General features: G+C 71.1%; 20 protein-coding genes and 1 pseudogene. 15 read left to right on the top strand and 6 right to left on the bottom strand.

Going from position 1 to position 24,100, the window contains the following annotated elements; genetic code table 11:
• Nucleotides 1-154: 154 nt before the first annotated feature.
• The gene (locus ND747_RS17575) at nucleotides 155-670 is read left to right on the top strand and encodes a DUF1269 domain-containing protein (protein ID WP_251734692.1); all 516 of its coding nucleotides are present in this window, start codon (nucleotides 155-157) and stop codon (nucleotides 668-670) included.
• 35 nt (nucleotides 671-705) lie between these two features.
• Here the strand turns inward: ND747_RS17575 and ND747_RS17570 are convergent, their stop codons facing one another.
• Together ND747_RS17570 and ND747_RS17565 are read right to left on the bottom strand one after the other, a co-directional pair.
• Complete coding sequence (locus ND747_RS17570) at nucleotides 706-1,662, bottom strand: aldo/keto reductase (protein WP_251734691.1); 957 nt, start codon at nucleotides 1,660-1,662, stop codon at nucleotides 706-708.
• 124 nt (nucleotides 1,663-1,786) lie between these two features.
• Entirely contained in the window at nucleotides 1,787-2,212 is a 426-nt protein-coding gene (locus ND747_RS17565) for a hypothetical protein (protein ID WP_251734690.1), read from the bottom strand.
• Here ND747_RS17565 and ND747_RS17560 point away from each other — a divergent pair.
• The gene (locus tag ND747_RS17560; RefSeq protein ID WP_251734689.1) at nucleotides 2,190-2,672 is read left to right on the top strand and encodes a hypothetical protein; all 483 of its coding nucleotides are present in this window, start codon (nucleotides 2,190-2,192) and stop codon (nucleotides 2,670-2,672) included. The two genes, ND747_RS17565 and ND747_RS17560, sit on opposite strands and share 23 nt — an antisense overlap.
• A gap of 114 nt (nucleotides 2,673-2,786) precedes the next feature.
• Here the strand turns inward: ND747_RS17560 and ND747_RS17555 are convergent, their stop codons facing one another.
• The gene (locus ND747_RS17555; protein ID WP_251734688.1) at nucleotides 2,787-3,623 is read right to left on the bottom strand and encodes a helix-turn-helix domain-containing protein; all 837 of its coding nucleotides are present in this window, start codon (nucleotides 3,621-3,623) and stop codon (nucleotides 2,787-2,789) included.
• Nucleotides 3,624-3,862: 239 nt separating this feature from the next.
• Nucleotides 3,863-5,077, bottom strand: a complete 1,215-nt coding sequence (locus ND747_RS17550) for a DUF349 domain-containing protein (RefSeq protein WP_251734687.1) — start codon at nucleotides 5,075-5,077, stop codon at nucleotides 3,863-3,865.
• 325 nt (nucleotides 5,078-5,402) lie between these two features.
• On the opposite strand from ND747_RS17550, the gene ND747_RS17545 reads away from it, so the two are divergent.
• On the top strand, nucleotides 5,403-6,758 hold the full coding sequence (locus ND747_RS17545) for an extracellular solute-binding protein (protein ID WP_251734731.1): 1,356 nt from the start codon (nucleotides 5,403-5,405) through the stop codon (nucleotides 6,756-6,758).
• Between the two features lie 555 nt (nucleotides 6,759-7,313).
• Nucleotides 7,314-8,663, top strand: coding sequence for a transcriptional regulator (locus tag ND747_RS17540; protein WP_251734686.1), 1,350 nt, complete (start codon nucleotides 7,314-7,316; stop codon nucleotides 8,661-8,663).
• A 116-nt stretch (nucleotides 8,664-8,779) separates the two neighbouring features.
• Here ND747_RS17540 and ND747_RS17535 read toward each other — a convergent pair whose 3' ends face one another.
• Nucleotides 8,780-9,967 carry a folate-binding protein YgfZ gene (locus ND747_RS17535; RefSeq protein WP_251734685.1) on the bottom strand — a complete coding sequence of 396 codons (1,188 nt, stop codon included), beginning with the start codon at nucleotides 9,965-9,967 and terminating at the stop codon, nucleotides 8,780-8,782.
• Nucleotides 9,968-10,552: 585 nt separating this feature from the next.
• Between ND747_RS17535 and ND747_RS17530 the strand changes: the two genes are divergently transcribed.
• The gene (locus tag ND747_RS17530; RefSeq protein ID WP_251734684.1) at nucleotides 10,553-11,290 is read left to right on the top strand and encodes a phosphoglyceromutase; all 738 of its coding nucleotides are present in this window, start codon (nucleotides 10,553-10,555) and stop codon (nucleotides 11,288-11,290) included.
• Between the two features lie 55 nt (nucleotides 11,291-11,345).
• On the opposite strand, the gene phoU is transcribed toward ND747_RS17530, so the two are convergent.
• Complete coding sequence (phoU, locus tag ND747_RS17525; protein ID WP_251734683.1) at nucleotides 11,346-11,999, bottom strand: phosphate signaling complex protein PhoU; 654 nt, start codon at nucleotides 11,997-11,999, stop codon at nucleotides 11,346-11,348.
• 357 nt (nucleotides 12,000-12,356) lie between these two features.
• Between phoU and ND747_RS17520 the strand changes: the two genes are divergently transcribed.
• The 10 genes and pseudogenes from ND747_RS17520 to ND747_RS17475 all read left to right on the top strand — a co-directional run.
• Nucleotides 12,357-13,664 carry a cell wall metabolism sensor histidine kinase WalK gene (locus tag ND747_RS17520; protein ID WP_251734682.1) on the top strand — a complete coding sequence of 436 codons (1,308 nt, stop codon included), beginning with the start codon at nucleotides 12,357-12,359 and terminating at the stop codon, nucleotides 13,662-13,664.
• Entirely contained in the window at nucleotides 13,661-14,341 is a 681-nt protein-coding gene (locus tag ND747_RS17515; RefSeq protein WP_163549896.1) for a response regulator transcription factor, read from the top strand. Before ND747_RS17520 ends, ND747_RS17515 begins: the two co-directional genes overlap by 4 nt.
• Nucleotides 14,342-14,592: 251 nt before the next feature.
• On the top strand, nucleotides 14,593-15,834 hold the full coding sequence (locus ND747_RS17510) for a Ppx/GppA phosphatase family protein (RefSeq protein WP_251734681.1): 1,242 nt from the start codon (nucleotides 14,593-14,595) through the stop codon (nucleotides 15,832-15,834).
• Nucleotides 15,835-16,251: 417 nt separating this feature from the next.
• Entirely contained in the window at nucleotides 16,252-17,112 is an 861-nt protein-coding gene (locus tag ND747_RS17505; protein ID WP_251734730.1) for a sugar phosphate isomerase/epimerase, read from the top strand.
• A 49-nt stretch (nucleotides 17,113-17,161) separates the two neighbouring features.
• On the top strand, nucleotides 17,162-17,947 hold the full coding sequence (locus ND747_RS17500) for a class I SAM-dependent methyltransferase (RefSeq protein ID WP_251734680.1): 786 nt from the start codon (nucleotides 17,162-17,164) through the stop codon (nucleotides 17,945-17,947).
• A 510-nt stretch (nucleotides 17,948-18,457) separates the two neighbouring features.
• Nucleotides 18,458-20,710 carry an acyltransferase gene (locus ND747_RS29830; protein WP_251734679.1) on the top strand — a complete coding sequence of 751 codons (2,253 nt, stop codon included), beginning with the start codon at nucleotides 18,458-18,460 and terminating at the stop codon, nucleotides 20,708-20,710.
• 127 nt (nucleotides 20,711-20,837) lie between these two features.
• Nucleotides 20,838-21,635: a pyrroline-5-carboxylate reductase gene (gene proC, locus ND747_RS17490; RefSeq protein WP_251734678.1), complete on the top strand. Its 798-nt coding sequence runs from the start codon at nucleotides 20,838-20,840 to the stop codon at nucleotides 21,633-21,635.
• A gap of 106 nt (nucleotides 21,636-21,741) precedes the next feature.
• Nucleotides 21,742-21,840, top strand: a complete 99-nt coding sequence (locus ND747_RS17485; protein ID WP_003948845.1) for a 30S ribosomal protein bS22 — start codon at nucleotides 21,742-21,744, stop codon at nucleotides 21,838-21,840.
• Between the two features lie 420 nt (nucleotides 21,841-22,260).
• Nucleotides 22,261-23,124: an S-adenosyl-l-methionine hydroxide adenosyltransferase family protein gene (locus tag ND747_RS17480; protein WP_251734677.1), complete on the top strand. Its 864-nt coding sequence runs from the start codon at nucleotides 22,261-22,263 to the stop codon at nucleotides 23,122-23,124.
• A 344-nt stretch (nucleotides 23,125-23,468) separates the two neighbouring features.
• Nucleotides 23,469-24,035 (top strand): annotated as a pseudogene (locus tag ND747_RS17475) (NAD-dependent epimerase/dehydratase family protein); the annotation flags it as partial.
• Nucleotides 24,036-24,100: the final 65 nt, after the last annotated feature.

Below are 24,100 nucleotides of genomic sequence, written 5' to 3'. Positions count from 1 at the left end.
CGGTGTCATGGTGGTTCGCCGTTGCGCGAGGGGATCGCGGGTCACGTGGTGGCGCGATTGCGCTTTGCCCGATCCTGCGATCCGATGGAACGCGCCCGGGGTCGGCCCGGGCTGGACCTGGTCGAAGCTGCAGGATGGGAAGGGAGCGGCGGCGATGGCAGCAGATCCGCGGCTGGTGGTGCTCGGGTTCGACAGCCTCGAGCAGGCACGGGCAGCATGGACGTCGGCCCGGCGGCTGCGCAGTCGGCGTCGGCTCGATCTCGCCGACGGCGCCCTGGTGTGGCGCGACGAGTCCGGTCAGATCATGGTGCACCGGCTGGCCAGCCCGCCGCGCACCGCGGCGCTGGGCGGCGCGGTCTGCGGCGGGGTACTGGGGACGGTGTTCTTCGCCCCGGTCATCGGGGTGGGGCTCGGGGCAGGCCTCGGCGCCCTGGTCGGCCGGGTGTTCGGACCCGGAGTGGACGAGACGCAGATCCGGCGGGTCGCCGGGCATCTGCAACCGGGCCGGGCGGTGGTGTTCGCGCTGGTGCGCCACTCCGGCGACGAGGCGGTCGACGACGTGGTCGCCGCCCTCCGTCCGCACCGACCAAGAGTGATCATGAGTACGTTGCCGGCCGGCCGGCAACGACGTCTGACCGAGGCACTGGACCGCCGGGCCGCGTCGGCCTGAACGGCCCCGGCCCGGCTGGTCAGTGGATCGGCTGGTCAGAGGGCCGGCGGGCGCAGGGTCGGCGCCACCTTGTCAAGCACCTCCAGGTCGTCCGGCCGGGGCTGCCATTCGCCGGCAGTGGCGTTCGCCCGTACCTGGGCGGCGGTGGTGGCGCCGGCGATGATCGAGGTGACGCCGGGCTGCGCCGCGAGGCCACCGATCGCCACGTCCAGCAGCGAGCGGTCCCGCTCCCGGGCGAACGTCTCGAGCACCTCGATGCGGTCGAAGACCTCGTCGGTCAGCAGGTCCTGCCGGCTGGCCAGCCGAGTGCCGGCCGCCGGCGCCTCGTCCCGCTGGTACTTCCCGGTCAGCAGGCCGTTCTCCAGCGGGTAGTACGGGATGACTCCGATGCCGTACTTGAGTGCGGCGGGGATGAGCTCCGCCTCGACGCCGCGTTCGAGCACGCTGTAGTGGTTCTGCGCGGAGATGAACCGGTTGGTGCCCGAGGCGCGCGCCGTCCACTCGGCGTCGGCGACCTGCCAGGCGTCCAGGTTGCAGGCGCCGACGTAGCGGACCTTGCCGGCCTTGATCAGCTCGTCGAGGGCCTCGAGGGTCTCGTCGATCGGCGTGAACGGATCCAGCTTGTGCAGCTGCAGCAGGTCGATGTAGTCCGTCTGCAGTCGGCTGAGCGACCCCTCGACGGCCTTGCGGATGTACCGGCGGGATGCCCGGGCGCGGAAGTCCTGGCCGTAGATGCCGGCCATGTCCCCACCGAACTTGGTGGCCAGCACGACCTCGTCGCGACGGCCGCGCAGGACGTGGCCGAGCTGGGTCTCCGACCCGCCCTTGTTGCCGTAGACGTCGGCGGTGTCGAAGAACGTGATGCCCACGTCGAGGGCGGCGTCGACGACCGCACGGGTGCCATTGAGATCCACACGCAGACCGAAGTTGTTACACCCCAACCCCACCACTGACACGAGCAGTCCGGACGATCCCAGCGAGCGATAGCGCATACCGCAAATACTGCACACCCGATCGTGGCCCGCGTTCACCAGGTCCGCGGACCACGACCGATTGCGGCGCGATACCGGTCGCACCTGCGGCTTCGGGTGGCGGTTGGGCTTTGGTTGAGATCTGTCAGTTCTGTGGGACGGCGTCCACGATCGCGCGCCCGACCGCCGTCGCGGCACGCCGCGTGGTGGTGCGGGCCGCACGGGTCTGGCTGACCGCGGTGCGGGTACGGTGCACGGCCTGCTCCGTGGCCGGGCTGCGCCGTAGGCTTGCCACCCGGCGCTCGCCGCGTGACGCCCAGGCGTTGTACAGATCGGTGGCCCGTCCCTGCAGGTCGGAGATCTGCGAGGTGACCGTTCCCGGCAGTGCGAGGACGGCCGTGCCGACCTGCACCGGGACCCGGGCCGCCTGCACCGGCAGCGATCCGACCCGATCGGAGAGCCGGCGCACCTCGTTGCCGGTCGTCGTCGGCAGGGCGCGCAGTTTCGCGACGGCCAGGTCGGCCGCGCCCACCGAGGCGTACAGCGGCTTGCGCACCTCCGCCAGCGGCACCCGGATCTCGGCCTGGGCCCGGGCGGTGTCCCCGCGGACGCCGGCCGCGGCGCTGGCCCCGGCCCGGGTGGTCGTCCGACTGGCTGGCCGGCTCGACCCACGGACCGTCGTGGACCGGGTCGTCGTGGACCGGGTCGCCGTGGACCGGGTCGCCGCGCCGGTGCGGGCCGTCGAGCCGCGTGCGGCCGAGCTGCGCGCGGACGACGTACGGGCGGCCGGGGCGGTTGCCCGGGACGAGGCGGTGCTGCCGGCACCGTTCACGCTCGTGCCGCGTGTGCCCGAGCCACCCGCGCCATTCGTGCTGCCGGTGCTCGAGGCGGACGGGGCCGAGGTGCCGTCCGAGGTGGACGTGCGGCTGCTGGGTGTGCTGGTGGTGGGTGTGCTGGCGTCGGCGGCGGCGGAACCTGCGGCGCCGGCGGAGGCTGTGCGGGTGGACGTACTACGGGTGGTGGCCATCTGAGCTCCCTTGGTGGTCAGTTCGTGTCGTCGTATCGCGCTTCCTGGGCTCCGGCCGGCGCATGCGGTGATCGGCCCGGCAGTGGGTCAGGGGACGGCGGGTGGGATGCGCGTGGTGTCAGGGCCGATCAGACGGGCTGGAGGTCGCCTCGGTCGGTCCCCCGGCAGTGCCGCCCGCCGACGTCTCGGCAGGTGTCGCGCCGGGCGTTTCAGCCGCTCCGGGCGTCGAGGCCGCCCCTGCCGCCTGGGGAGGCTCGGCTGCTCTGGTGGGCCTGGCTGCTCTGGTCGACCTGGCTGGTCTGGGTGATGCAGCTGCCTTGGCCGGTCTGGATGTTCTGGTCGCCCTCGGCGCTGCGCTGGCGGTCGTGCCGGTGCCGGTGCCGGTGCCGGTGGTCGTGCCGGTGCCGGTCCCGGTGGTGGACGTGGTCGGCCGACGTGGGGCCCGGGTGGCACTACGGGCCCTGGTCGGCGTGGCGGCCCCGGGCCGGGCCGGATGGTCCGAACCATCGGGGCCGCCGGAATCATCCGAACCGCCCCGCCCCGGTGGGTGGGCCGATCCGTCGTTGATGGGTACACCGACCGCCGGATCGGTCACCGACGCGGCGTGTGCCGCAACGGCATTCTCCTTGCAGAAGGCCTCGTAGATGTCGAGGACGACCTGCTTCTGCCGCTCGGAGAGGGATTCGTCCGCAAGGACCGCGGCCATCACGGAATCGCCGCCGTGCCGTTCCTCGAGAATTCCCGCCTGGACGTAGAGCGCCTCCGCCGAGATGCGCAGGGCCTTGGCGATCTGCTGGAGGATCTCCGCGGACGGCCGGCGCAGCCCGCGTTCGATCTGGCTGAGGTAAGGATTGCTGACCCCGGCCTGTTTGGCCAGCTGGCGCAACGAGATCTGCGCCGTACGTCGCTGGTCTCGGATGAAGTCGCCGAGCTCACGGACATTCAGGGCCGACACCAGGTCACACGCCTCCTCTGCCGGGCGGCCGGGCAGACGGCCACCGCCGCATCCCGCCGGGACGGTACGCGGACGCCGCCTGGCCGGCACACCGGCACGGGGACCGGAACAACGCGGCATCAACACCGGCGACGATACGTCGCGCTGCTAACTCTGGCAAGCGTGCCAGTTAGCACCATTCGTCCGACACCATCGTCGGTCAGACGTGTATGTGCAGGTGGCGATGGTGGGGCGGGGCCTCAGCTCTCGGCCTGAGCCAGCCAGGCGCGCTGGGTGGCAAGCGCCGCCTCGGTCTCGGCGATCTCCTTGGTGCGACCGGCAGCCTGGGCCCGGGCGAGCTTGTCCTCCAGCTTCGCAACCGATTCCCGCAGCTTGGTGACGAACGGCGAGGATGCCAGCGACCGCTGTTCCCAGCGGGCATCCGCGGCCCCGCGCAGCCGGTCGCCGACCGCCGCCATCTGCCGTTCGAGCGAGGCGGCGGACTCGCGCGGGACCCGGCCGATCTCGTCCCAACGGACCTGCAGCTCGCGCAGGCGGCGCAGGGACCGGTCGGTGTCGGCCGGGTCGAGCGCGCTCGCCTCGGCCAGCAGCTGCTCCTTCTTGACCTGGTTCTCCCGAAGCTCCGCGTCCCGCTCGGCGTTGGCCTCGTTACGTCGCTGGAAGAAGACGTCCTGAACCTCGCGAAACTCGGCCCACAGCGCGTCGTCGACATCCTTCGCGGCTCGGCCGGCGGCCTTCCACTCGGACAGCAGCGCCCGGTACCGCGCGGTCGTGCCGGCCCAGTCGGTGGAGTCCACCAGCGCCCGCGCCTCGGCGATGATCGCTTCCTTGCGTTCCTTCGAGCGGGCCCGCTGCGTGTCCAGTGCGGCGAAGTGCGCGGTGCGTCGCCGGGTGAACTCCTCGCGGGCGGCGATGATCCGCCGCCACAGGGCGGAGTCGGTGCGCTTGTCCAGCGAGCCGACCGCGCGGAACTCCTCCGCGATCGTGCGGAACCGTTCGCCGGTGGATTTCCACTCGGAGCTCTGCCCGAGCCGCTCGGCCTCGGCGACCAGCTCCTCCTTGGCCGTCTGCACCCGCACCGTGCGCTCGGCCCGCTCGGCGGCCAGCGCCGTCCGACGGGCCTGCGTCCCCTCGACAACGACCTCGAGGCGCGCCCGCACCGTGTCGAGGTCACCCACGACGGCCGCGGTGGCCAGCGAGTCCAGCAGCCGACGGGCGGTGGCGGCCACCCCGACCGGATCGACCGCGGTCAGCGTGAGGCGCCGTTCCAGCAGCTCGACCTCGGCGCACAGATCGTCATAGCGGCGCTGGAAGTGTGCCAGGCCCTCGTCCGGACTGCCGGCGCGCCATGATCCGACAGCGCGCTCCCCGTCCGCAAGGCGAACGTAGACCGTGCCGTCATCAGCGACGCGCCCCCAGACGGCGGCGGTGTCGGATTCGCTGCGGTCGCTCATGGTGGTCCCGAAGATTGGTGGTCCGAAGATTGGTGGTGGCGAAGATCGGCTGATGGTTGGCTGTCATTCTTGCAGGCATCGGCCCCGGAGGGGACAGCCGCCACGTATCGGGTCACGACGGACGCGAGACGATCCGCCGCCACCCCCGGTGACCGAACGAGTGGCGGCCGAGGTCGGCCCCGTGGCCCCGCTGGTTCGCCGCCTCGGCCCGCTCTTGGAACCCGACGCGGACCGGGTCAAGATACGTGACGGGGACGAGTCGGGCGGATGCCGGTCGCGAGGGCCGGGCGGCCGGATCAGTCCGCTCGGCCGGAGGGGGTCACGCCTGATGCGTATCTGCCGGATGGTACCGCTAGTTGTCGCTCTCGGCATGATTTCGCTCACAGCATGTGGTGGCGGATCGTCCGGCTCGGCCGGAGGCGGGGGCCCCGCGGGGCGTTCGGTGGCAGCGTCGGCCACGGCGGCGGTCGACAGTCCGACGGGTGCCAGAGCCTCCGTGCAGTGCGCCGCCCAGGTACAAACCCTGCGTCTGGCGGCGATCAGCACCTTCGGCGATGTGGCCCGGGCGGGGGCGGCGGCGATGCGCAGCGCCCACCCCGGGCTCACCGTCGACATCGTCGCCGACGCCCCCGACTACCCCTCGCTCGCCGAGCAGATCAGGGCCGACCGGGCCGCGGGCCGCGGCGTCGACGTGGCGATCGCCGAGCTTGACGAACTGCCGAGACTGACCCGGGAACTCGGCGCCCAGCCGCTGTCGGCGCGGTCGCTGCGAGCCTCCTACGACCAGCGCCTGCTCGGCCTCGGCACCGTGGGCGGCCGGCTTGTCGGCATCCCGGCGCAGGTCACCTCCCTGGCACTGGTCTACAACCAGGATGCGCTGGCGCAGGCCGGGGTCGACCCGAGGTCCCTGTCAAGCACCGACGGGGTGCTCGCCGCCGCCGAACGGATCAGATCGGCCGGCCACGGCATCCAGGCGATCGACCTGCCCACCGGCCAGGGTCGGGGCCAGTGGCTGCTCGCCGCCCTGGCGAGTTCCCGCGGTACCCCGATCCAGGATGCCGCCGGTCGCCCGGCGCTCACCACGCCCGCGGCCCGCGAGGCGGCCGCGTTCCTGGCGAAGGCCGGCGGTTACGGTCCGCAGACCGCCAACGCCACCGATGCGCTGCTGCGCTTCGGCCTGCGCCGGCAGACGGCCATGCTCGCGATGAGCGTCGGCTCGCTCGTCGGCGCGTTGGAGTTCGTCGCCGGCAGTGGTGCGCGGGGATTCCGGGTCGGTGCGACGCCGTTCCCCACCCTGCCCGGGGGCACCGACCATCCCGTCGCCCTGGGCAGTGCGCTGAGCGTGCTGGCCACCGACCGCTGCCAGCGTGAGATGGCCACCGAACTGATCGTCACGCTGCTTTCGCCGGACGTCGTCGCCGCGGGCGCCCGGGTGGCCAGCACCATCCCGGTCGACACCGCGGCCGTCGGCCAGCTCGATGCCTTCTATGCCCGCTACCCACAGCTGCGACCGTTCCTCGGCCTGGCCGGTGCGCTGGTGCGTCCCCCCGCCTGGGGCGGATCGCGTGGCGCGCAGGAAGCCGCGGCGCTGAGCGCACAGGTAGCGCGCCTGCTGGGCGGTGCGGACCCGGGTCGGACGCTGACCGCGGCCCAGGCGGAGGCCGAGGACCTGACGAAATAGCTTCCGACCTGTCAGGGCGACGGAAGATTAATCGGTCATCTCATTTGTAGAAGTGCGGTCAATCCACATTTCGCGGCGAACTGGAGACGCGAGTGGAAATGCGTGACGTCGGCCCGTGGATGTGCTTTGCTTGTCGTCAAACGAGATGGAGTGTGTCGGAGGTACCCGCCCGATCGGGATGGTGTCGCCGGAGGCGGTGAGGTTCCGGTGGAACCGAGGGGTTGCTGTCGAGGTGCGGGGTGTCGTGCGGAAGACTCCATATGCACGCGGGGTGCGGGTGTCTCTGTCCGGTTGGATGTCCGGACGCGGGGTTCGGCCTGTTAGGTCGGCCGACCACCTGTTGCGGTGGTCGTGGGAGACATTTCGGGCAATGTTTGGTCATTTGGTGGTGTGATTCCCGCCAGGGGCGTGCAATCGCCGCCAACAGTGGTCCCTCCGTGACCCCTGTGCGCGCATCGCACTGGGGTAATCACTATGGACACCAGGATGTCGCGACATAGCGTTAGTGAGCGCTCACGGAATTCGCCCAGGAGATCCGACTCGAGGAGATCGTCGATGCTGACGGATAACGCGCACGCCTGCACACATCCGCTCGCATTCGTCCGCGCCCAGCGCGGTTGGTCCTATCAGCGACTCGCCCGCGTCGTTGCTCGCCGCGCCCGTGATCTCGGGGTGGCGAACATGGCGGCGGAACGGCAGAAGGTCTGGCGCTGGGAGCATCGGGGAGTGGTTCCAGACCGGGTCTCGCAGCTGGCGCTCGCCGCCGAGCTCGGGGTGCCGAACGACCGGCTGGAGTCGCACCCCTGGCCCGCCTGGCTGCCCACCGGCGACGCCGTCCGCACCGAGTACCCGTGGACGCCAGGTGGCAGCGTCACCTCCCTGATGGACGTCGTCGAGGACGCTCTGTCCGACCGGCGGGGCTTTCTGACGATCACCGGGGTCGGCGTGGCGGAGCTGGCGTCGCAGTGGCTCGGCCTCGAACCCGCGGAGCTGTCCGTCGCGCTTGCCGGCGGCCGGGTCGACGACCAGATCGTCAACCGGATCGAGCACAACATCCCCGGGCTCCGGGTAATGGACGAGCGGCTCGGCGGGGAGAGCGTGCGCCGCCTGGTCGACGCCGAGCTCGGGCTCGTCGCGGACCTGCTCGTGCGGGGTTCCTACACCGAGCAGGTCGGGCGCCATCTGCACACGGTCGCCGCGGAGCTGGCCCGGTTCGCCGGCTGGGTCTCCTTCGACGCCGGCTTCCACACCGCCGCCCAGCGGTACTGGACGACGGCCCTGCACTGCGCGCATTCGGGCGGTGATCGACTGCTCGGCGCGAACGTCCTGAAGAACATGTCCCTGCAGTGTGTCGACTTCGCCCGTCCGCGGGAGGCGGTCGAACTGGCCGAGGCCGCGGTGGCCAGTGTCGGCTCGGCCAGCAGCCGGGTCAGCGCCATGCTGTACATGCGGCTGGCCCGGGCATATGCCGCCACCGGCGAGACATCCGCCTGCGCGCAGGCCATCGTGCGCTCGGAGGAGGGCATGGCCTCCGCCGCCCCGGAAGAGCCCGCCTGGGCGGACTACTTCGACGACGGCGAGTTCCTGGCGCAGGTCGGCAGCTGCTACATCGACCTGGGGCATCTCGTCCAGGCGGACCGCTGGCTGGAGCGCTCGCTGCTGGCCCTGCCCGGATCCCGGGCCCGGGACCGGGCCACGTACCTGCTGCGCCGCGCAAGCGTTCAGATGGACCTCGGCAATGTCGACCAGGGCTGTGCCCTGACCCGGGAGGCGATGCCGATGCTCGAGGCGACCCGGTCCAAGCGCAACGCCCGCCGGGCCGACGAGGTGCGGCGACGGCTACGGCGACACAGCGGCGACCCGGAGGCTCGCGAGCTCGACCAGGCCCTCGCCCGGTCCGCCTGACCGGCACGCCGTGCTGCCGTCCGCGCCGGTCGCACGGGGGCCGGCCCGCGCGGTGGCGTGCCCGGGCGGGTCAGGGAAGCGGGCAGAGACAGCGCGGATCAGGCGGATCAGGCGGATCAGGGAGAGCGGAGCAGACGTCCGGCAGGACGCTTCGGCATGGTGGGGGACTCCTCGCCGTCGGGGTCGATCGCGGCGGCGATGGGGGCGCCGTCCGGATCGGTGACGACGAGCGCGGCGTCCCCGGCGACGGAGCGTTTGACGATCGCCAGTGCGATCGGCCCGAGCTCCGCATGCATCTCGGAGCTCCCGACGAACCCGATCTCACGGCCCTGTGCCGTCACCGGCGAACCGGCCGCGGCCACCGTCCCATCCAGATGCAGCAGGACCAGCCGGCGCGGCGGGCGGCCCAGGTTGTGGACCCGGGCGACGGTCTCCTGACCCCGGTAGCAGCCCTTGTCCAGATGGATCGCGCTGGTCAGCCAGTCCACCTCGTGCGGGATCGTGCGGTGGTCGGTCTCCCGGCCGAGCCGTGGGCGGCGGGCGGCGATCCGGGCCGCCTCGAACGCCGCCAGCCCCGCGGGCACCGCACCGGCGTCCCGCAGGCGCTGCGCCGTCCCGGCCAGGGCCGACCGCTCGACGAGCAGGTCCAGCCCGTGAGGCAACCGGCGCACGAGCGTGCCGCCGGCCGTGCGGACCACCGGGTACGGACCGGCCGTGGGGGCACCGGTCGGCTCGGCGGGCAGCGGATCGGGCAGGTCGAGGTCGGTACCGTCGGCAAGGGCGGCCGCGACCACCCGCGCCGCGTCCGGGCCGAGCACACTCAGGACAGCCTGGTCGGCGGTGACGTCCTGCGGCTCGACCCGCAGCAGGAAGCGCATCGACTCCAGGTAACGCAGCAACCCGGCGGTGGTACCGGGCTCGACATCGATCCAGGTGGCGTCCCCGTCGTCGAGCAGGACGAGGTGGTGCTCGACGTGGCCCTGCGGGGAGAGCACCAGCGCCTCGCTGCCGCGCAACGGGCCCAGGCCGGACAGGTGCTGTGAGGTGATGCTGTGCAGCCAGCCGAGGCGGTCCCGACCGCCCACGCGCACGACGCCGCCATCGGAACAATAGACGAGAACGGCACCGGTGAACGCACTGCGCTGGTCGCGCAGCGGATCACCGTAGTGGGCGGCGACCGCGCCGTCGATGCCCTGGCCGGCGACCGCGCCGGGTAGCCCGAGCAGCGGGGACGCCGCGACCGAGGGGGCGGCGCCCGTCGGGGCGGTCGGGGCGGTCGGGGCCGTCGTGGGTTCGGCGCTCATGAACCGAGTCTAGGTCGCCGCGTGGTGCCGGCCCGGCCACGATCACCGGATGGGCCGGCCTCCGACGGCCCGTCCGGCGTGGTACCGGGCCTGACCTGGCTGTCCGATGGCGTGCAGGACGGAGCTCGTTTGTTCCCGTCGAGCGGTGTCGCGAGCGTCCCAGTCGACACGACGAAAAAGGCGTTGCGGGGTACCCCCCGGGCCGCGTAGCGTCCTCGGTACACGAGAAGGGAGGTGGTCCACGCTTTGTATGCTCATAGGACTCGTGAGGTGACTGTCCGCTAGCCGGTCTCGTGGTCCTCACCTCTAGCCGGGTGGCCCCACGGGCACCGGCACCGGCGAGTACCAGGCAGATCACCCGACCCCCGGGCGCCGTCGACAAGTCCCGACGGTCTTCGCTCCACGCACTGCGTGGGCGAGGAAACGCCCGGGGGTCGTTTGCGTTGCGGCCCGCCTTTCGGTGCGGCGACCGGCGGCGGTCGAGCGCCTGGTGACCGGCCACGATGCGCCCTCGCCCGGCCCCGGGGCAGTTGTCATGGCGGCAATGCTGGCCGAGACGCGGGCCGGACGGGCAGGATCTCGGGTATGCCGACTCTCGTCCTGCTCCGCCACGGTGAGAGCAACTGGAACCGTGAGAACCTGTTCACCGGCTGGGTGGACGTCGACCTGTCCGACAAGGGTGTGAAGGAGGCCACCCGCGGCGGTGAGCTGCTGCTGGAAGCCGGCGTGCTGCCGGACGTGGTGCACACGTCCGTGCTGACCAGGGCGATCCGCACCGCGTGGCTGGCCCTCGACGCCGCCGGGCGGACCTGGATTCCGGTCCGCCGCCACTGGCGGCTCAACGAACGTCACTACGGTGGCCTCCAAGGTCTGAACAAGGCCGAGACCCTGGAGAAGTTCGGCGAGGAGCAGTTCCAGCTCTGGCGCCGCTCCTACGACACGCCGCCGCCGGAGATCGGCCCGGAGCAGGTCAGCGGGGTCGACGAGCGCTATGCCGAGCTCGCCCCGGACCTGGTGCCGCGCACCGAGTGCCTCGCCGACGTCGTCGCCCGGATGCTGCCCTACTGGTATGACGCGATCGTGCCGGACCTGCGGGCCGGCCGCACCGTGCTGGTCGCCGCGCACGGCAACTCGCTGCGCGCTCTGGTGAAGCACCTCGACCGGATCAGCGACACCGACATCGCCGGCCTGAACATCCCGACCGGCATTCCGCTGCGCTACGAACTCGACGACGACCTCGCCGTCGTCAGCTCCGGGTACCTCGACCCGGACGCGGCGGCGAGCGCCGCGGCGGCCGTCGCCGCGCAGGGCACGAAGAAGTAGCTGTCGAAACGTCCACCAGGCCCGCGCGCGGTCGCGGGCCTGGGTGGGCCGCCGGTCAGGGTCGCGCCGACGCGCTCTCCCCGGTGACCAGGTAGATCACCCGGCGCGCCACCGACACCGCATGGTCGGCGTACCGCTCGTAGTAGCGGCCACACAGCGTGATGTCGATCGCCGCCTCCATGCCGTGCGGCCAGGGCTTCTCGATCAACACATGGAACAGGGTGCGGTGCAGCCCGTCCATCATGTCGTCGTCGGCCTCGAGCTGCTTGGCCAGGTCGGTGTCGCGGCTGGCGATGACCGAGCCCGCCTTGGCGACGATGCGCTGGGCGATCTGGCCCATCTCCAACATTGTCGCGCGCAGCTCCGGCGGGACCGCTCGCCCTGGGTAGCGGCGGCGCGCAACCTTCGCCACGTGCAGGGCAAGATCGCCCATCCGCTCCAGGTCGGCGACGATGCGCAGCGTGGTGACCATGGTCCGCAGGTCGGTCGCGACCGGGGCCTGCCGAGCCAGCACGTCGAACGCCCGCTCCTCGATCTCGTTGCGCAGCAGGTCGACGGTCTCATCGCCGCTGATCACGTTCTCGGCGAGCTGCAGGTCGGCGTCGAGCAGCGCGGTGGTCGCCCGCGCCATGGCCGAGGCGACCAGATTGGTCATCTCGATCAGTGACTGGTCGATGCTGTCAAGTTCGTCGGTGAAGGCGTCCCGCACGGACGGCTCCTTGTCTTCGCTAGGTGGTGCGTGGACCAAAGGGGACAGGGCAGGAACGACGAGCGAATGGACGCGATCCATGAGATCACAGGAACGGCGTGGGTAGGACACGCCGAACCTTGACGATGGGGTGCAGCTCTCGCGGTTCGGTGAACGTCGACGATAGGTCCGATGAACAACGAGCGACGATCGGCGCCGCAGGCCCGCACATCGATGCCCAGGAGGCATGGCGACACCTAGCATGCGGCGAGTGGGTGACAGGTCGGTGGATGCGGTGACAAGCCGCATGCTCCACGTGAAGGTGCCTGTCTGTGCTCTCCGTCCCGCTTCGGCGGACGGATGTCCCAGGGATGGATGATGACGCTGGTACCCGGCCGTACGCCGGCGCACACCGGACCCGGTGGGGGCGCGCTCGACGGCGTGCTCCTGCCGGCGAAGCTGATCCGCCGGGTGATCTCCGGGTTGCCGACCGGACTGGTCGTGCTGGACGCCGCCGACCGGGCGGTGCTGGTCAACACGGTTGCCCGGCGGATGGGTGTGGTCCGCGACTACGAGATCGCCGTCGCCGAACTCGCCGACCTGGTGCGGGCCACCCGCCTGGCCGGGCGCGACCACGAACGCCAGATCGACCTGCCGCCCGTCCCGGAACCCCCGCTCACCCGTCCCCGCCCCGACCAGGAGGCGCTCGCCGTGCGCACCCGCGCACGACTGCTGGACTCGACTGGTCATGTTGCCGTCATCCTCGATGACATCACGGAGTCGCGTCGGGTCGAGGCGGTGCGTCGCGACTTCGTCGCCAACGTCAGCCACGAACTCAAGACGCCCGTCGGCGCGCTGCACGTGCTCGCCGAAGCGGTCGCGGCGGCCAGTGAGGACCCGGTTGCCGTGCGCCGCTTCGCCTCCCGGATGGCCCGCGAGTCCGATCGGCTCGCCCGGCTGGTCCAGGAGATCATCGACCTGTCCCGGCTACAGGGCGCCGAGCCGCTGCCGGACCTGCGCCCGCTGCTCACCGGCGACCTGCTTGCCGAGGCGGTCGACCGCAACCGGCTGCTCGCGCAGGCCCAGGAGATCTCCCTCGCGGTGATCGGCAATGGCGCCCTGCGGGTGCTCGGGGACGAGGGGCAGCTGGTCACCGCGGTCGCGAACCTGCTGGAGAACGCGATCAGTTACTCCCCGCGGGGCACCCGCATCGTGCTCGGCATGCGCCGCAGTGGCACGACGGTCGAGATCTCGGTGGCCGACGAGGGCATCGGTATCGCGGAGAAGGATCTTGAGCGGGTCTTCGAGCGGTTCTACCGGGCCGACCCCGCCCGTTCCCGCGCCACCGGCGGCACCGGCCTCGGTCTTGCGATCGTCAAGCACATCGCGACGAACCACGGCGGCGCCGTCACCGTGTGGAGTGCCGAGGGCACCGGGTCGACGTTCACCATCCGCCTGCCCCTGTTCACCGACGCCGTCCCGCCCGACTCGTCCGTCCGGGCTGCCGCCGCGGCGGCAGCGGATGCCGCGGGAGAGACGACGGTGGACGTCGGGAAGGACCGGTCCACGGCGGCTCTCGACGGCCAGCGGGGTCAGAGCGATCATGAAGCTGGGTTCCGGGGGGAACACGGGAAGCGGTCCGGGTCGGCCGGTCCGTCGGATGGGACGTGGGGAGCGATCGGGTGACCCGGCTGCTGGTGGTCGAGGACGAGGAGTCGTTCTCCGACGCGTTGTCGTTCATGCTGGAACGAGAGGGTTTCGAGGTGGGCGTCGTCGCGGACGGCCCGAGTGCCCTGGCGGAGTTCGATCGCCGCGGTGCCGACCTGGTCCTGCTCGACCTCATGCTGCCGGGGCTGTCCGGCACCGAAGTGTGCCGCACGTTGCGGACCCGTTCGAGTGTGCCGATCATCATGCTCACCGCCCGGGACAGCGAGATCGACAAGGTGCTGGGCCTGGAGCTGGGCGCGGACGACTATGTCACCAAGCCGTTCTCGTCCCGCGAGCTCGTCGCCCGGATCCGGGCGGTGCTGCGTCGTCGCTCGGAGACGGAGGAGGTCTCGGACACGACGCTGGAGGCCGGACCGGTGCGGATGGACGTCGAACGGCACGTCGTCACGGTCGAGGGCGCGATGGTGACCCTGCCGCTGAAGGAGTTCGAGCTGCTGGAGATGTTCCTGCGTAACGCCGGGAGGGTACTCACGCGGGGGCAGCTGATCGACAGGGTGTGGGGGTCCGACTATGTGGGCGACACCAAGACCCTGGACGTACATGTCAAGAGGCTTCGGACGAAGATTGAGCGCGAACCCGGGAACCCCCGTCATCTCGTGACGGTGCGGGGCCTGGGCTACAAGTTCGAGCCGTGACCGCTGGCCGGTCCCGGCGGAGGGGCGGTGTTCGGGTGCTCGGTGGCGTTCGCGCGACGGGCTGGTTTCCGCTCGGGTCGCATCGCGGGGCCTCGCGGTCGGGGGCCGGCGGGTCGGACCGGGCGGCGACCGGGTCCGGGACCGGGACGGCGCAGCCGACCGAGCCGACCGGCCCGGCTGGGGCGGCTGGGACTTCGGGGGCAGAGCCGCCGGAATCGCCTACGTCGGGCGCCGACGCGCAGAGCTGGGCCGTGGCGGCGCTGGAAGGCTCGGTGCCGCTGGAAGGCTCGGTGCCGCTGGAAGGCTCGGTGCCGCTGGGCGACGCGGTGCTGTCCGATGGTGCGGTGCTGTCCGATGGTTCGGTGGCATCCGGCGGTTCCGCGGCATCCGCTGGTTCGGTGGCATCCGGCGGTGCCGCGGTGCCCGGTGCCGCCATCGCCGTCGGACCGGCCGTGGGGCCGGTTGCCGGAACGGGGTCTGCGCAGGCGGGGTGCCTGGTGCTGCCCGGTGCCGCCGTCGGGCCACTGCCGGCAGGGCCGCATCCCGGCCCGATGCGGATGGGTGTGATCGACATCGGCTCGAACACGGTGCATCTGCTGGTCGTCGACGCCCACCGGGGCGGGCAGCCGCAACCGGCGGCCAGCGTCCGGGTGCCCCTGCGGCTCGTCGAGCTGCTCGAGGCCGACGGTTCGCTGGGCACCGAGGGAGAGCAGGCGCTCACCGCCTGCGTGCGGGACATGCGCGAGCAGGCCGAGGCGCTGGGAGTGCAGGATCTCGCGGCGTTCGCGACCTCGGCGTTGCGCGACGCGAGCAACGGTGACCAGGTGCTCGCCCGGGTCCGCACGGCGACCGGGGTCGCCATCGGCATGCTGTCCGGCGAGGAGGAGGCCCGGCTCACCTTCCTGGCCGCGCGCCGCTGGTTCGGCTGGAGCGCCGGGCGCCTGCTGGCCCTCGACATCGGTGGCGGCTCGCTGGAGATCGGCGCCGGCGTGCACGAGGATCCCGAGGTCGTCGCCTCACTGCCGCTGGGCGCGAGTCGGCTTACCCGCGACTGGCTCGCCGCCGCCGGTGAGGACCCGCCGCGGCGGGCCGATCTCGCCGAGCTGCGGAGGTACGTACGGGCCCAGATCGCGCCGGTCGTCGGCACGATCTACCATCTCGGCGAGCACACCCGGGTGGTGGCGACGTCGAAGACGTTCCGCTCACTGGCCCGGATCGCCGGTGCCGAACCGTACAGCCGTGGCCCTTACACCCGTCGGGTCCTGCGTCGCGACGGCCTCGCGGATGTGGTGGCAAAGGTGACCCGGATGTCCGTCGAGGAACGGGCGGCGCTGGCCGGAGTGTCGGCGAGCCGGGCCGGGCAGCTCGTCGCGGGCGCGATCGTGGCAGCCGAGGCGCTCGATCTGTTCAGCGTCGAAGAGGCGGAGATCTGTCCCTGGGCGTTGCGGGAAGGAGTCATCCTGCGGCGGCTCGACTGGCTCAACTCCGGCTGACATCATCGGCACATAAAGGTGAAAAGGTACTTTTTGGTTGTGGGTCGACGGGCCGGATGCGATGATGATCTGATGTGGCCGTTGTCGCGTGCGATGTCGGGCTATGTGCTTTCGGTTGATGAGCCGCGCCATGGGCGAACCCGCGGCGATGGCCTAGCCTGGACGAGGAAGGCAGCTGTCGGCTCCGGCCGTCGGCTCCTACGGCAGGGAGAGGGATTGCGGGCGAGGCGTCTGAACGCACGGCCGGCCGATTCGGCCCGGTCGGATGCTGCCGGTCCGCCCCCGCCCTCCCAGCCCTCCCAGCCCTCAGTGCCGCTTCCCGAGCCGCCCTCCGCCAGCTCGGCACCGGTATCGGCAGCGGCGACCGATGGTGGGCGGGGAGCCGGGTTGTCGTCCGGGCGCAGCGCCGGTCCGGCCATCGTGACGTCGCGGCGGGAGACCGGTCCGGCCCTGCGGGTGCCCACGGCGCGGGTGGCGCTGTCCACCGCGTCCACGTATCCGGAGTCGACGGCGTCCGCCTTCGAAATGGCCGCCCGGCTCGGGTACGACGGCGTCGAGATCATGGTCTGGACGGATCCGGTCAGCCAGGATCCGCAGGCCCTGCGCCGGCTGGTCGACTACCACGGGATACCGATCCTGGCGGTGCATGCGCCGTGTCTGCTGCTCACCCAACGGGTCTGGGGCAGCGACCCGTGGGCCAAACTCGTGCGCGCCCGCAGCGTCGCCGAGACCCTCGGCGCCTCGACGGTCGTCGTCCACCCGCCGTTTCGCTGGCAGCGCGACTACGCGCGTGAGTTCATCACCGGCATCGAGCGGATGGCGGGGGAGACCGACGTCCGGTTCGCCGTCGAGAACATGTTCCCGCTGCGCGCCCGCGGCCGGGAGGTCTCCGCCTACGCGCCCGACTGGTCACCCGTGGACGACGACTACGCCCACGTCACCCTCGACCTGTCCCATACCAGCGTGTCCCGCTCCGATGCCATGGCGATGGCCGGCCAGCTCGGCGAACGGCTCGTCCACGTGCACATGGCCGATGGCGTCGGCTCGGCCAAGGACGAGCATCTCGTCCCGGGACGGGGCGCCCAGCCCTGTGCCGAACTGCTCGAGCTGCTCGCCACCGGCGGGTTCGACGGCACGATCGTCGTGGAGATCAACACCAGGCGGGCCGAGTCCCGGGTGCAGCGGGAGGCCGACCTCGCCGAGGCACTGGCCTTCACCCGCCTGCACTTCGCCGCCCCCGCGCTCACGATCGCCCCGGGCGCCGCCGTCCGGCCGTAGCCCCCGGTGAGGGGCTGACACGGCACGGGGCGCTCGGCACAATCAGGCCGTGACCCGCGCCCGCACCGCCACCGGCTCGATCTTCGACGAGCTGGCGGACGCCTACGCGGCGACCCGGCCCGGGTATCCGGAGCAGATCCTGCTCGACATCGAGCGCATTCTCGGCCGCCCGTTGTCCGGTGCGGACGTCGTCGACGTCGGCGCGGGCACGGGTATCGCCACGCGTCTGCTGCGCCAGCGTGGTGCCCGGGTCCTGGCGGTCGAACCCGGGCCGGAGATGCTCGCCCGGCTGCTCGCCGCCACCCCCGGGCTGCCCGCCGTGCGAGGCGACGGCGAAGCGCTCCCGCTGCGCACCGGCACGGTCGACCTGGTCTGTTACGCCCAGGCCTGGCACTGGGTCGACGTTCCGGTCGCGGCGGGCGAGGCGGCCCGGGTGCTGCGCGGCGGCGGCGCACTTGCGGTCTGGTGGAACGACGTCGACGCGTCGGACGCGCGCTGGTGGCAACGTCAGCAGGACCGGCTCGAGCGGATGAGCCCCGGCTACCGGCGCGACTACCGCACCCGTCCGTACGCCGACGAGCTGCGCTGGACGGGCCATTTCGAGGAGGTCGTCACGCTCACCGGGCGGTGGCAGCGGCGCATCGCCATCGACGACTACCTGACCTGGCAGCGTTCGAAATCCTACGTCGCGGCCATCGGTGACGATCTTGAAGACTACCTTGCGGCCGAGCGGCACAGCGTCCTGCGCGCCTTTCCGGACGGGATCGTGATCGAACCCTTCCGCACCCTGCTGGTCGTCGCCCGACTTCCGGGCCGGCCCGAGTCGCTCGAGTGACCTGAGGCCGCCCGAGTGACCTGAACGCTGGAACGGTCCGAGCGGGCGGAGCACGTGGAGCACCTGGAGCAGGCAGTGGACGGTGATTCTGGCCCGATCCCGACAGGCCGTCCAGCTGACGGTCTGTCGGGTACCCCCGTACCGGGCTCTCCCGGAGTGCGCCGGATAAGCACCGGGTAACCCTGTAGGGTATCTGTTTGATTTCTGATGGGTAATTGTTTGTAATGAATCGAATACCCCGTGTTGATTTGGTCGGGGTGATTCGCTATCGATTTCGGTCTCGTTTGGCGATCCGTTAGTCTTGCCGCGATCGCGGGGTGGGGTCGTACTTCGCCGGTGTGGCGGTGGGCGGTGGGCCGTGGGCCTTTTCCGTGCCCTGCTTCCGGCGCGGCGCGGCCGTGCACGGCCCATCCCGCCGTCGTGCGCCCACCCGGACGTAGGGCGCCGCCCGTCGGCGTGCCGGTGGAGGAGGCGACGGCCATTATGCGGGGTACTGCGAACCGAAGCGCCGTGGATGACGCCCCCCGGGAACGGCCCCTCGGGCCGTCCTCGGCGGTACGGGTGACCGCGCAGGCGCACCACCGAACTGCTGGCTCACCGAGCCGGGCCGGGCGGGGTACGTCGGCGAGCCACGGCGGCGAGCGCCACGGCGGCGCCGGGCACAGAGGCGAGCCGCGAGTCGGCGGACGGCACGGTGGGGAGCGGACCGGCGACAGGACGAGAGCCGCCGGCACGGCCGCGGCCAGGGATACCGCCGATGTCGCGGCCAGGGACGCCGCCGACGCGGCCGCGAAGTTCGCCTACAGTCCGGCGCTCGACGGTATGCGGGTGATCTGCATCTATGTCATCCTCGCCGGTCACATGGGCGCAATCCGGGCCAGCAACGTCGCGGTGGACGTCTTCTTCGTCCTCAGCGGTTTCCTGATCACGGCTCTGCTTCTGGCCGAACGCCATCGGACCGGAACGGTCTCGATCGGTCGCTTCCTGGTGCGCCGCGCCTTCCGGCTCATGCCGGCGATGTGGGTCTACCTGCTCGTCGGACTTGCCGTGACGGTGGCGTTCAAATGGGACGACACCGCGTTCCGTGACGACTATATCGGCAGTGCGACATCCGCCTTCTTCAATGTGAACAACTGGTACAAGGTCCTGCACCCGGCGGCAGGTGGTCGCTGGCTCGCCCACGTCTGGTCGCTCTCCCTGGAGGAGCAGTTCTACCTGCTGTGGCCGGCGCTGTTCGTGGTGGTGACCCGGTCCGCGCGGCTGCGCCCGCACCTGAGCATCATCCTGGCCGGCCTGATTGCGCTGGTGGCCGGCTGGACGTACGTGGTGGCCAGCGATGGCGCGCCGCACTCCCGCGTCTATCTGGCCCTCGACACCCACGTCGCGCCGTTGCTGGTCGGCTGCCTGCTCGCCGTCTGGCGTGACGCCCGGCTGCGGGCTCTGTCCCGGGCCGAGGACCTGACCCCGCCCGTCCCGCCCGCCGGCTCCGGATCCTCCCGGCGGTCCGGGTCCTCGGCCCGCTCCGGGGCCTCCGACGCGTCGTCGCCCATCCCGTCCGTGTCGAAGGGGCAGGGGCGGCGTCGGCGGCATGCCTCGCGTGGTCAGATGGGCGGTGGCGCTGCTGACGGTCGTGCTGCCGATGGTCGCGTCGCTGCCAGGCAGACCGTGACCGCGGCGGTAGCGCAACGCTGGCCGGCGGGGCGGCGCATCGCCGCGCTGGGGCTGGCCGCCGCGATCGGGCTGATCGTGTTCGCCCTCGCCGGTCCGAACAAGAACGTGCATGACGCGAACTGGCTCGACCGCGCCGCCTACCTGCCGAGCGCGCTGTTGGCCGCGATCGTCGTCCTGAGCGCGGACCTGCGCCGGGACGCTGCCTGGGTCCGGCTGCTCGGCCGTCCGCGGATGGCGTTCCTCGGCAAGATGACCTTCAGTATCTATCTGTGGCACTACCCGGTGATCTCGGCCGCCAGCGGGCAGCTCGTGCCGCGGATCGGGCTGTGGCCGTCGGTGGTCTGCGCGGCGGTGATCAGCACGTGCATCGCCTACTTCTCCCATCGCCTCGTCGAACGGCCGGCGCAGCGCGCCCGTCCTGCCTGGGCGGACACCCCCCGCGGTCCGGCCAGGGCGACGCACACCGTCGGCGCGGGCGTCGCCGCCGTGGCGGAGCCGGCCTCTGCCGCGGCACCGGTCCATGCACCGGCGCGCGCCTATGCGCCGGCGCCGCGGGAGCCCCATCCCGGTGGGTGGTTGGAGGAGACTGCCCGGCTCCGCTGGCGATGGGAATCCGCGGACGGTGGCCAGGCGTATGAGCGGGCTGATGCTGTCCGGACCGGTGAGGACACCATCCAGCTCGGTGGCCGGAGGGGTACCCGAGGGCCGGACCGGGCCAGTCCATGGCCCGGCGAGCCGGAGACCGACGACATCTGGGTGGACGAGGGCTATGCGCGTACCCCCGCCGGGTACGCCGACTACTCCGAACAGACCAGTCCGAGTGCTACCGACCGTGGCTATGACGCCCCTGGTCAGGCGGCTGGGCCACCTGACCATCCGATGCGTGATCACTATTGGCCCGGATCCGGCTGGGATCCGGTGACCGGCCCGAGTCGGCCTCCGGCTGATCCGGCGTACCTGGAGGAGAGGTACCCCGGCGAGCTGATCGTCCAGGCCCGTGCGACGGATGCCCGTGCGACGGATACCCATGCGCTCGCGGGCGACTCCTGGTACCCGCCGCGGACCGTCGCGCGTCGAACCTCCGCTCCGTGACCTGCTCCGTCCACGGCGGCTCCGGCCGTGGCCGGGTCTGGCCGACTGCGGGTGATGCCCTGGTGGGCCATACTCTCCAGGCCGACGAGGTGGACGAGGTGGACGAGGACTCAGGGAAGGGACGTTCATGGTCATCGGGGTCATGGGGGCAGGCCGGCTCGGGGGTGCGGTGCTCGCGGGTCTGCTCGCGTCCGGGCACGCCGCCGGGGACATCATCGTGGCGGAGAAGGACGCGGCTCGGGCGGCCGACGTCGCGGATCAACACGGGGTGGTGGTTCATCCACCGACGGTTGTCGCGGCGCGGGCGGACGTGCTGCTGATCGTGGTCAAGCCGCAGGATGTCACCGTCCTGCTCACCGAGATCGCCCCGCAGGTGGGCGCCGGCACCCTGGTCGTCTCCCTCGCGGCGGGGGTGACGACCACGGCGATCGAGCAGTGTCTGCCGTCGCGACCGCCGGTTATCCGGGTCATGACCAACACTCCGCTGCTCATCGGTGAGGCGATGTCCGCAATCTGCGCCGGTCAGCACGCTGGCCAGGAGCATCTGGCGACGGCCGAGGCGCTGCTCGCGCCGGTCGGGCAGGTCGCCCGGGTGGGCGAGGCACAGCTCGACGCGGTGACCGCGCTGTCGGGCAGCGGTCCGGCGTACTTCTTCTACCTGGTCGAGGCGCTGGTCGAGGCGGGAGTGCTGCTCGGGCTGCCACGTGCGCTGGCCACGCAGCTCGTTACCCAGACCGCGACGGGCTCCGCGCTGATGCTGCGGGAGACCGGTGAGCACCCCGCGTTGCTGCGCGAGGCGGTGAGCTCACCGGCCGGCACGACCATTGCCGCCCTGCGCCAGCTGGATCGTGCGGCGGTGCGCGCGGCGCTGATGGACGCATGCCAGGCCGCCAGCGATCGCTCGCGTGAACTCGGCCAGGCCTAGCCGGTCGGCTTCGCTCGTGGCAGCCCGGAGCACCGGGCTCCCGTGTTTGCCCGCCGCGGCGGGTAGGCTCGCTCGGTAACCTCCTCAACATAGATCGGTCGGGTACGTGGGCTCAGTCATCAAGAAGCGTCGTAAGCGGATGGCCAAGAAGAAGCACCGCAAGCTGCTCAAGCGCACGCGCGTCCAGCGCCGCAACAAGAAGTAGGCACGGTCTGCCGTCTCGCTCCTGCGATCCCGCTCGTCCGAGCTTGTCCGTCGGAGCTTGTCCGTCGGACGAGCCGGCCGCCCGCGTTCAGCGCGGGCGCCCGCCTGCTTCACCCGATCCACCGTCACCACCCCGTCGCAGCTCTGCGCGTGACTGGGGTGGTGTCTCGTGCCGCTTGCTTCGTGGCGCCGCGTGCATCTTATGATCCTTGTAACTCTGGGTGACATATGCCCTGTGTGCGCTGCGTCGGTTGTGCATTTCGTGTGCCCTGCGCGTTTTTTTTGCGTGCGTCGCGCGTGTTGTGCGGGTTGTGCATCGGAGAGGGTTCGGCATATCGCTCTACGTGCTCCTGCGATTGCGGTGTGGCAGGCTAGTGCCACAGGTGGCGTTGCCGCCTGCTGACGCGGGCTGGGGAGTGGGATGGCGAATTCGTGGATCAACTTCCTGTCCGACTACGGCGTGGACGATGCCTGCGTCGGGGTCTGTCATGGCGTGATCGCCCGGCATGCTCCGTTGGCCCGGGTGCTTGATCTCTGCCACGCGATTGCTCCGCAGGACGTGGGGCATGCGGCCATCACCCTCGCGGATGCGGTGGGTTATCTGCCGACCGGTATCCATCTCGTCGTCGTCGAGCGCCTCGATGCGGACGGCTACACTCGGGGGATCGCGGTGCGCGCGGCTGATGGCTCCGTGTTCGTCTGCCCGGACAACGGTGTGTCCTCGCTGGCCTGGGATGCGCGTGGCGGGATCGCCGAGGTGCGCGAGATCGCCAATCGCGAGCTGTGGCTGCCGTTGCCGACCGCCGTTTTCCGCGGTCGTGACGTATATGCGCCCGTGGCGGCACGGCTCGCGGCGGGTCTCGACCTGGCACGGGTCGGGCCGCGGCTCGACCCCGTGAGCCTGACCCAGTTCCGTCCCCGCACCTGTGCCGTTAACGACGACCACGTCCACGGCGAGGTCGTGTCGATCGATCATTTCGGCAACCTCTCGCTCAACATGACGCGGATCGATCTGGAGGCCGCCGGCATCCTCCTCGGCGATCCCGTGGAGGTTCGTGCTGGTAGCCGGGTCATGCGCCTGACCTTCACCCACACGTACGGCGAGGTACCCCGAGGTGGAGTCACCATCTGCGAGGATGCACTGCGGCGCGTGATGATCGCCGTGAACTGTGGGCGCGCCTGTGACGTGCTGCGGCTGCGTCGCGAGGACGCCGTCGTCGTCGGCCAGCTCCCTCGAGAGGCAGCTCCTTTTCACATCATCCGTGATCTGCCGCTGCCCGTCTGACCGACCTGGTCCGTCTGGCTCGTCTGCTCCGTCTGCTCCGTCCGTTCCGCCCGGTCGGGTCGGCTGTTCGGCGGTACAAGGTGGCTACCGAGAGTAGTTGACACGCCCGTGTTCCCTTACGCTGTGCAGCGAATGCGGCGTGTGTAGGCGTACGATGACGATGACGATGGCAGAGTCACGGGCGTCTGGCGAACACTCGGTGGGCGTCTGGTGGTCCGCGGGGGACCTCACGAGTAACAGCAAGGGCAACGTGGCACGTCACCGCGTCGGAGCCGGGCCGCTCCGAGGGGCCAGCTATCGGCGCGCGGGGGCTCGTGCACGCGGGGCGAGGCGGGGAGACTGCGATGAGACCACGCCGGGTGTTGGTGACCGGAGTCGCCCGCCCGCTGGGCGCCGAGGTTGCCTCCGTGCTGGCAGCGGATCCCGAGATCGAGGCGGTGGTCGGGGTGGACATCGCCGTTCCCGAGGTTGATCTCGGTCGCACTCACTTCGTGCGAGCTGACATTCGACACCCGCTGATCGCCAAAGTGATCTCCGCGACGGGTATCGACACAGTGCTGCATCTCAACGTCATTGCGACACCGCTCGGGGCCGGTGGTCGGGCGGCGATGAAAGAGACGAATGTAATCGGCACAATGCAGCTGCTTGCAGCCTGCCAGAAGTCGACGACGGTCACCAGGCTCGTGGTGAAGTCCACCACCGCGATCTACGGTTCCTCCTCTCGGGATCCCGCACTGTTCACCGAGGATACGCAACCACGTTCGCTGCCCATGGCCGGTTACGCGAAGGATGCCGTCGAGGTCGAGGGGTATGTACGTGGGTTCAGTCGACGCCGGCCCGACATCGCGGTCACGGTGCTTCGTTTCACCAACATCCTCGGCCCGCACTCCGACAACGCTCTAGGCAGTTTCTCGTGGATCTTGACTGCCGGGTAGGCTTCATGATCCATGGTTGGTCGGCATGAGATCACCGACAT

The organism is Frankia sp. R82, from assembly GCF_023716925.1.
GTDB lineage: Bacteria > Actinomycetota > Actinomycetes > Frankiales > Frankiaceae > Frankia.
The sequence above is the reverse complement of the archived record's forward strand: the minus strand, read 5'-3'. Positions and strand labels throughout refer to the sequence as shown.

Excerpts from the sequence above, each read along its gene's own strand:
- ND747_RS17575 (WP_251734692.1), top strand. The coding sequence starts at position 155 with ATGGCAGCAGATCCGCGGCTGGTGGTGCTCGGGTTCGACAGCCTCGAG.
- ND747_RS17570 (WP_251734691.1), bottom strand. The coding sequence starts at position 1,662 with ATGCGCTATCGCTCGCTGGGATCGTCCGGACTGCTCGTGTCAGTGGTG.
- ND747_RS17550 (WP_251734687.1), bottom strand. The coding sequence starts at position 5,077 with ATGAGCGACCGCAGCGAATCCGACACCGCCGCCGTCTGGGGGCGCGTC.
- ND747_RS17540 (WP_251734686.1), top strand. The coding sequence starts at position 7,314 with ATGCTGACGGATAACGCGCACGCCTGCACACATCCGCTCGCATTCGTC.
- ND747_RS17535 (WP_251734685.1), bottom strand. The coding sequence starts at position 9,967 with ATGAGCGCCGAACCCACGACGGCCCCGACCGCCCCGACCGCCCCGACG.
- ND747_RS17530 (WP_251734684.1), top strand. The coding sequence starts at position 10,553 with ATGCCGACTCTCGTCCTGCTCCGCCACGGTGAGAGCAACTGGAACCGT.
- ND747_RS17520 (WP_251734682.1), top strand. The coding sequence starts at position 12,357 with ATGACGCTGGTACCCGGCCGTACGCCGGCGCACACCGGACCCGGTGGG.
- proC (WP_251734678.1), top strand. The coding sequence starts at position 20,838 with ATGGTCATCGGGGTCATGGGGGCAGGCCGGCTCGGGGGTGCGGTGCTC.
- ND747_RS17480 (WP_251734677.1), top strand. The coding sequence starts at position 22,261 with ATGGCGAATTCGTGGATCAACTTCCTGTCCGACTACGGCGTGGACGAT.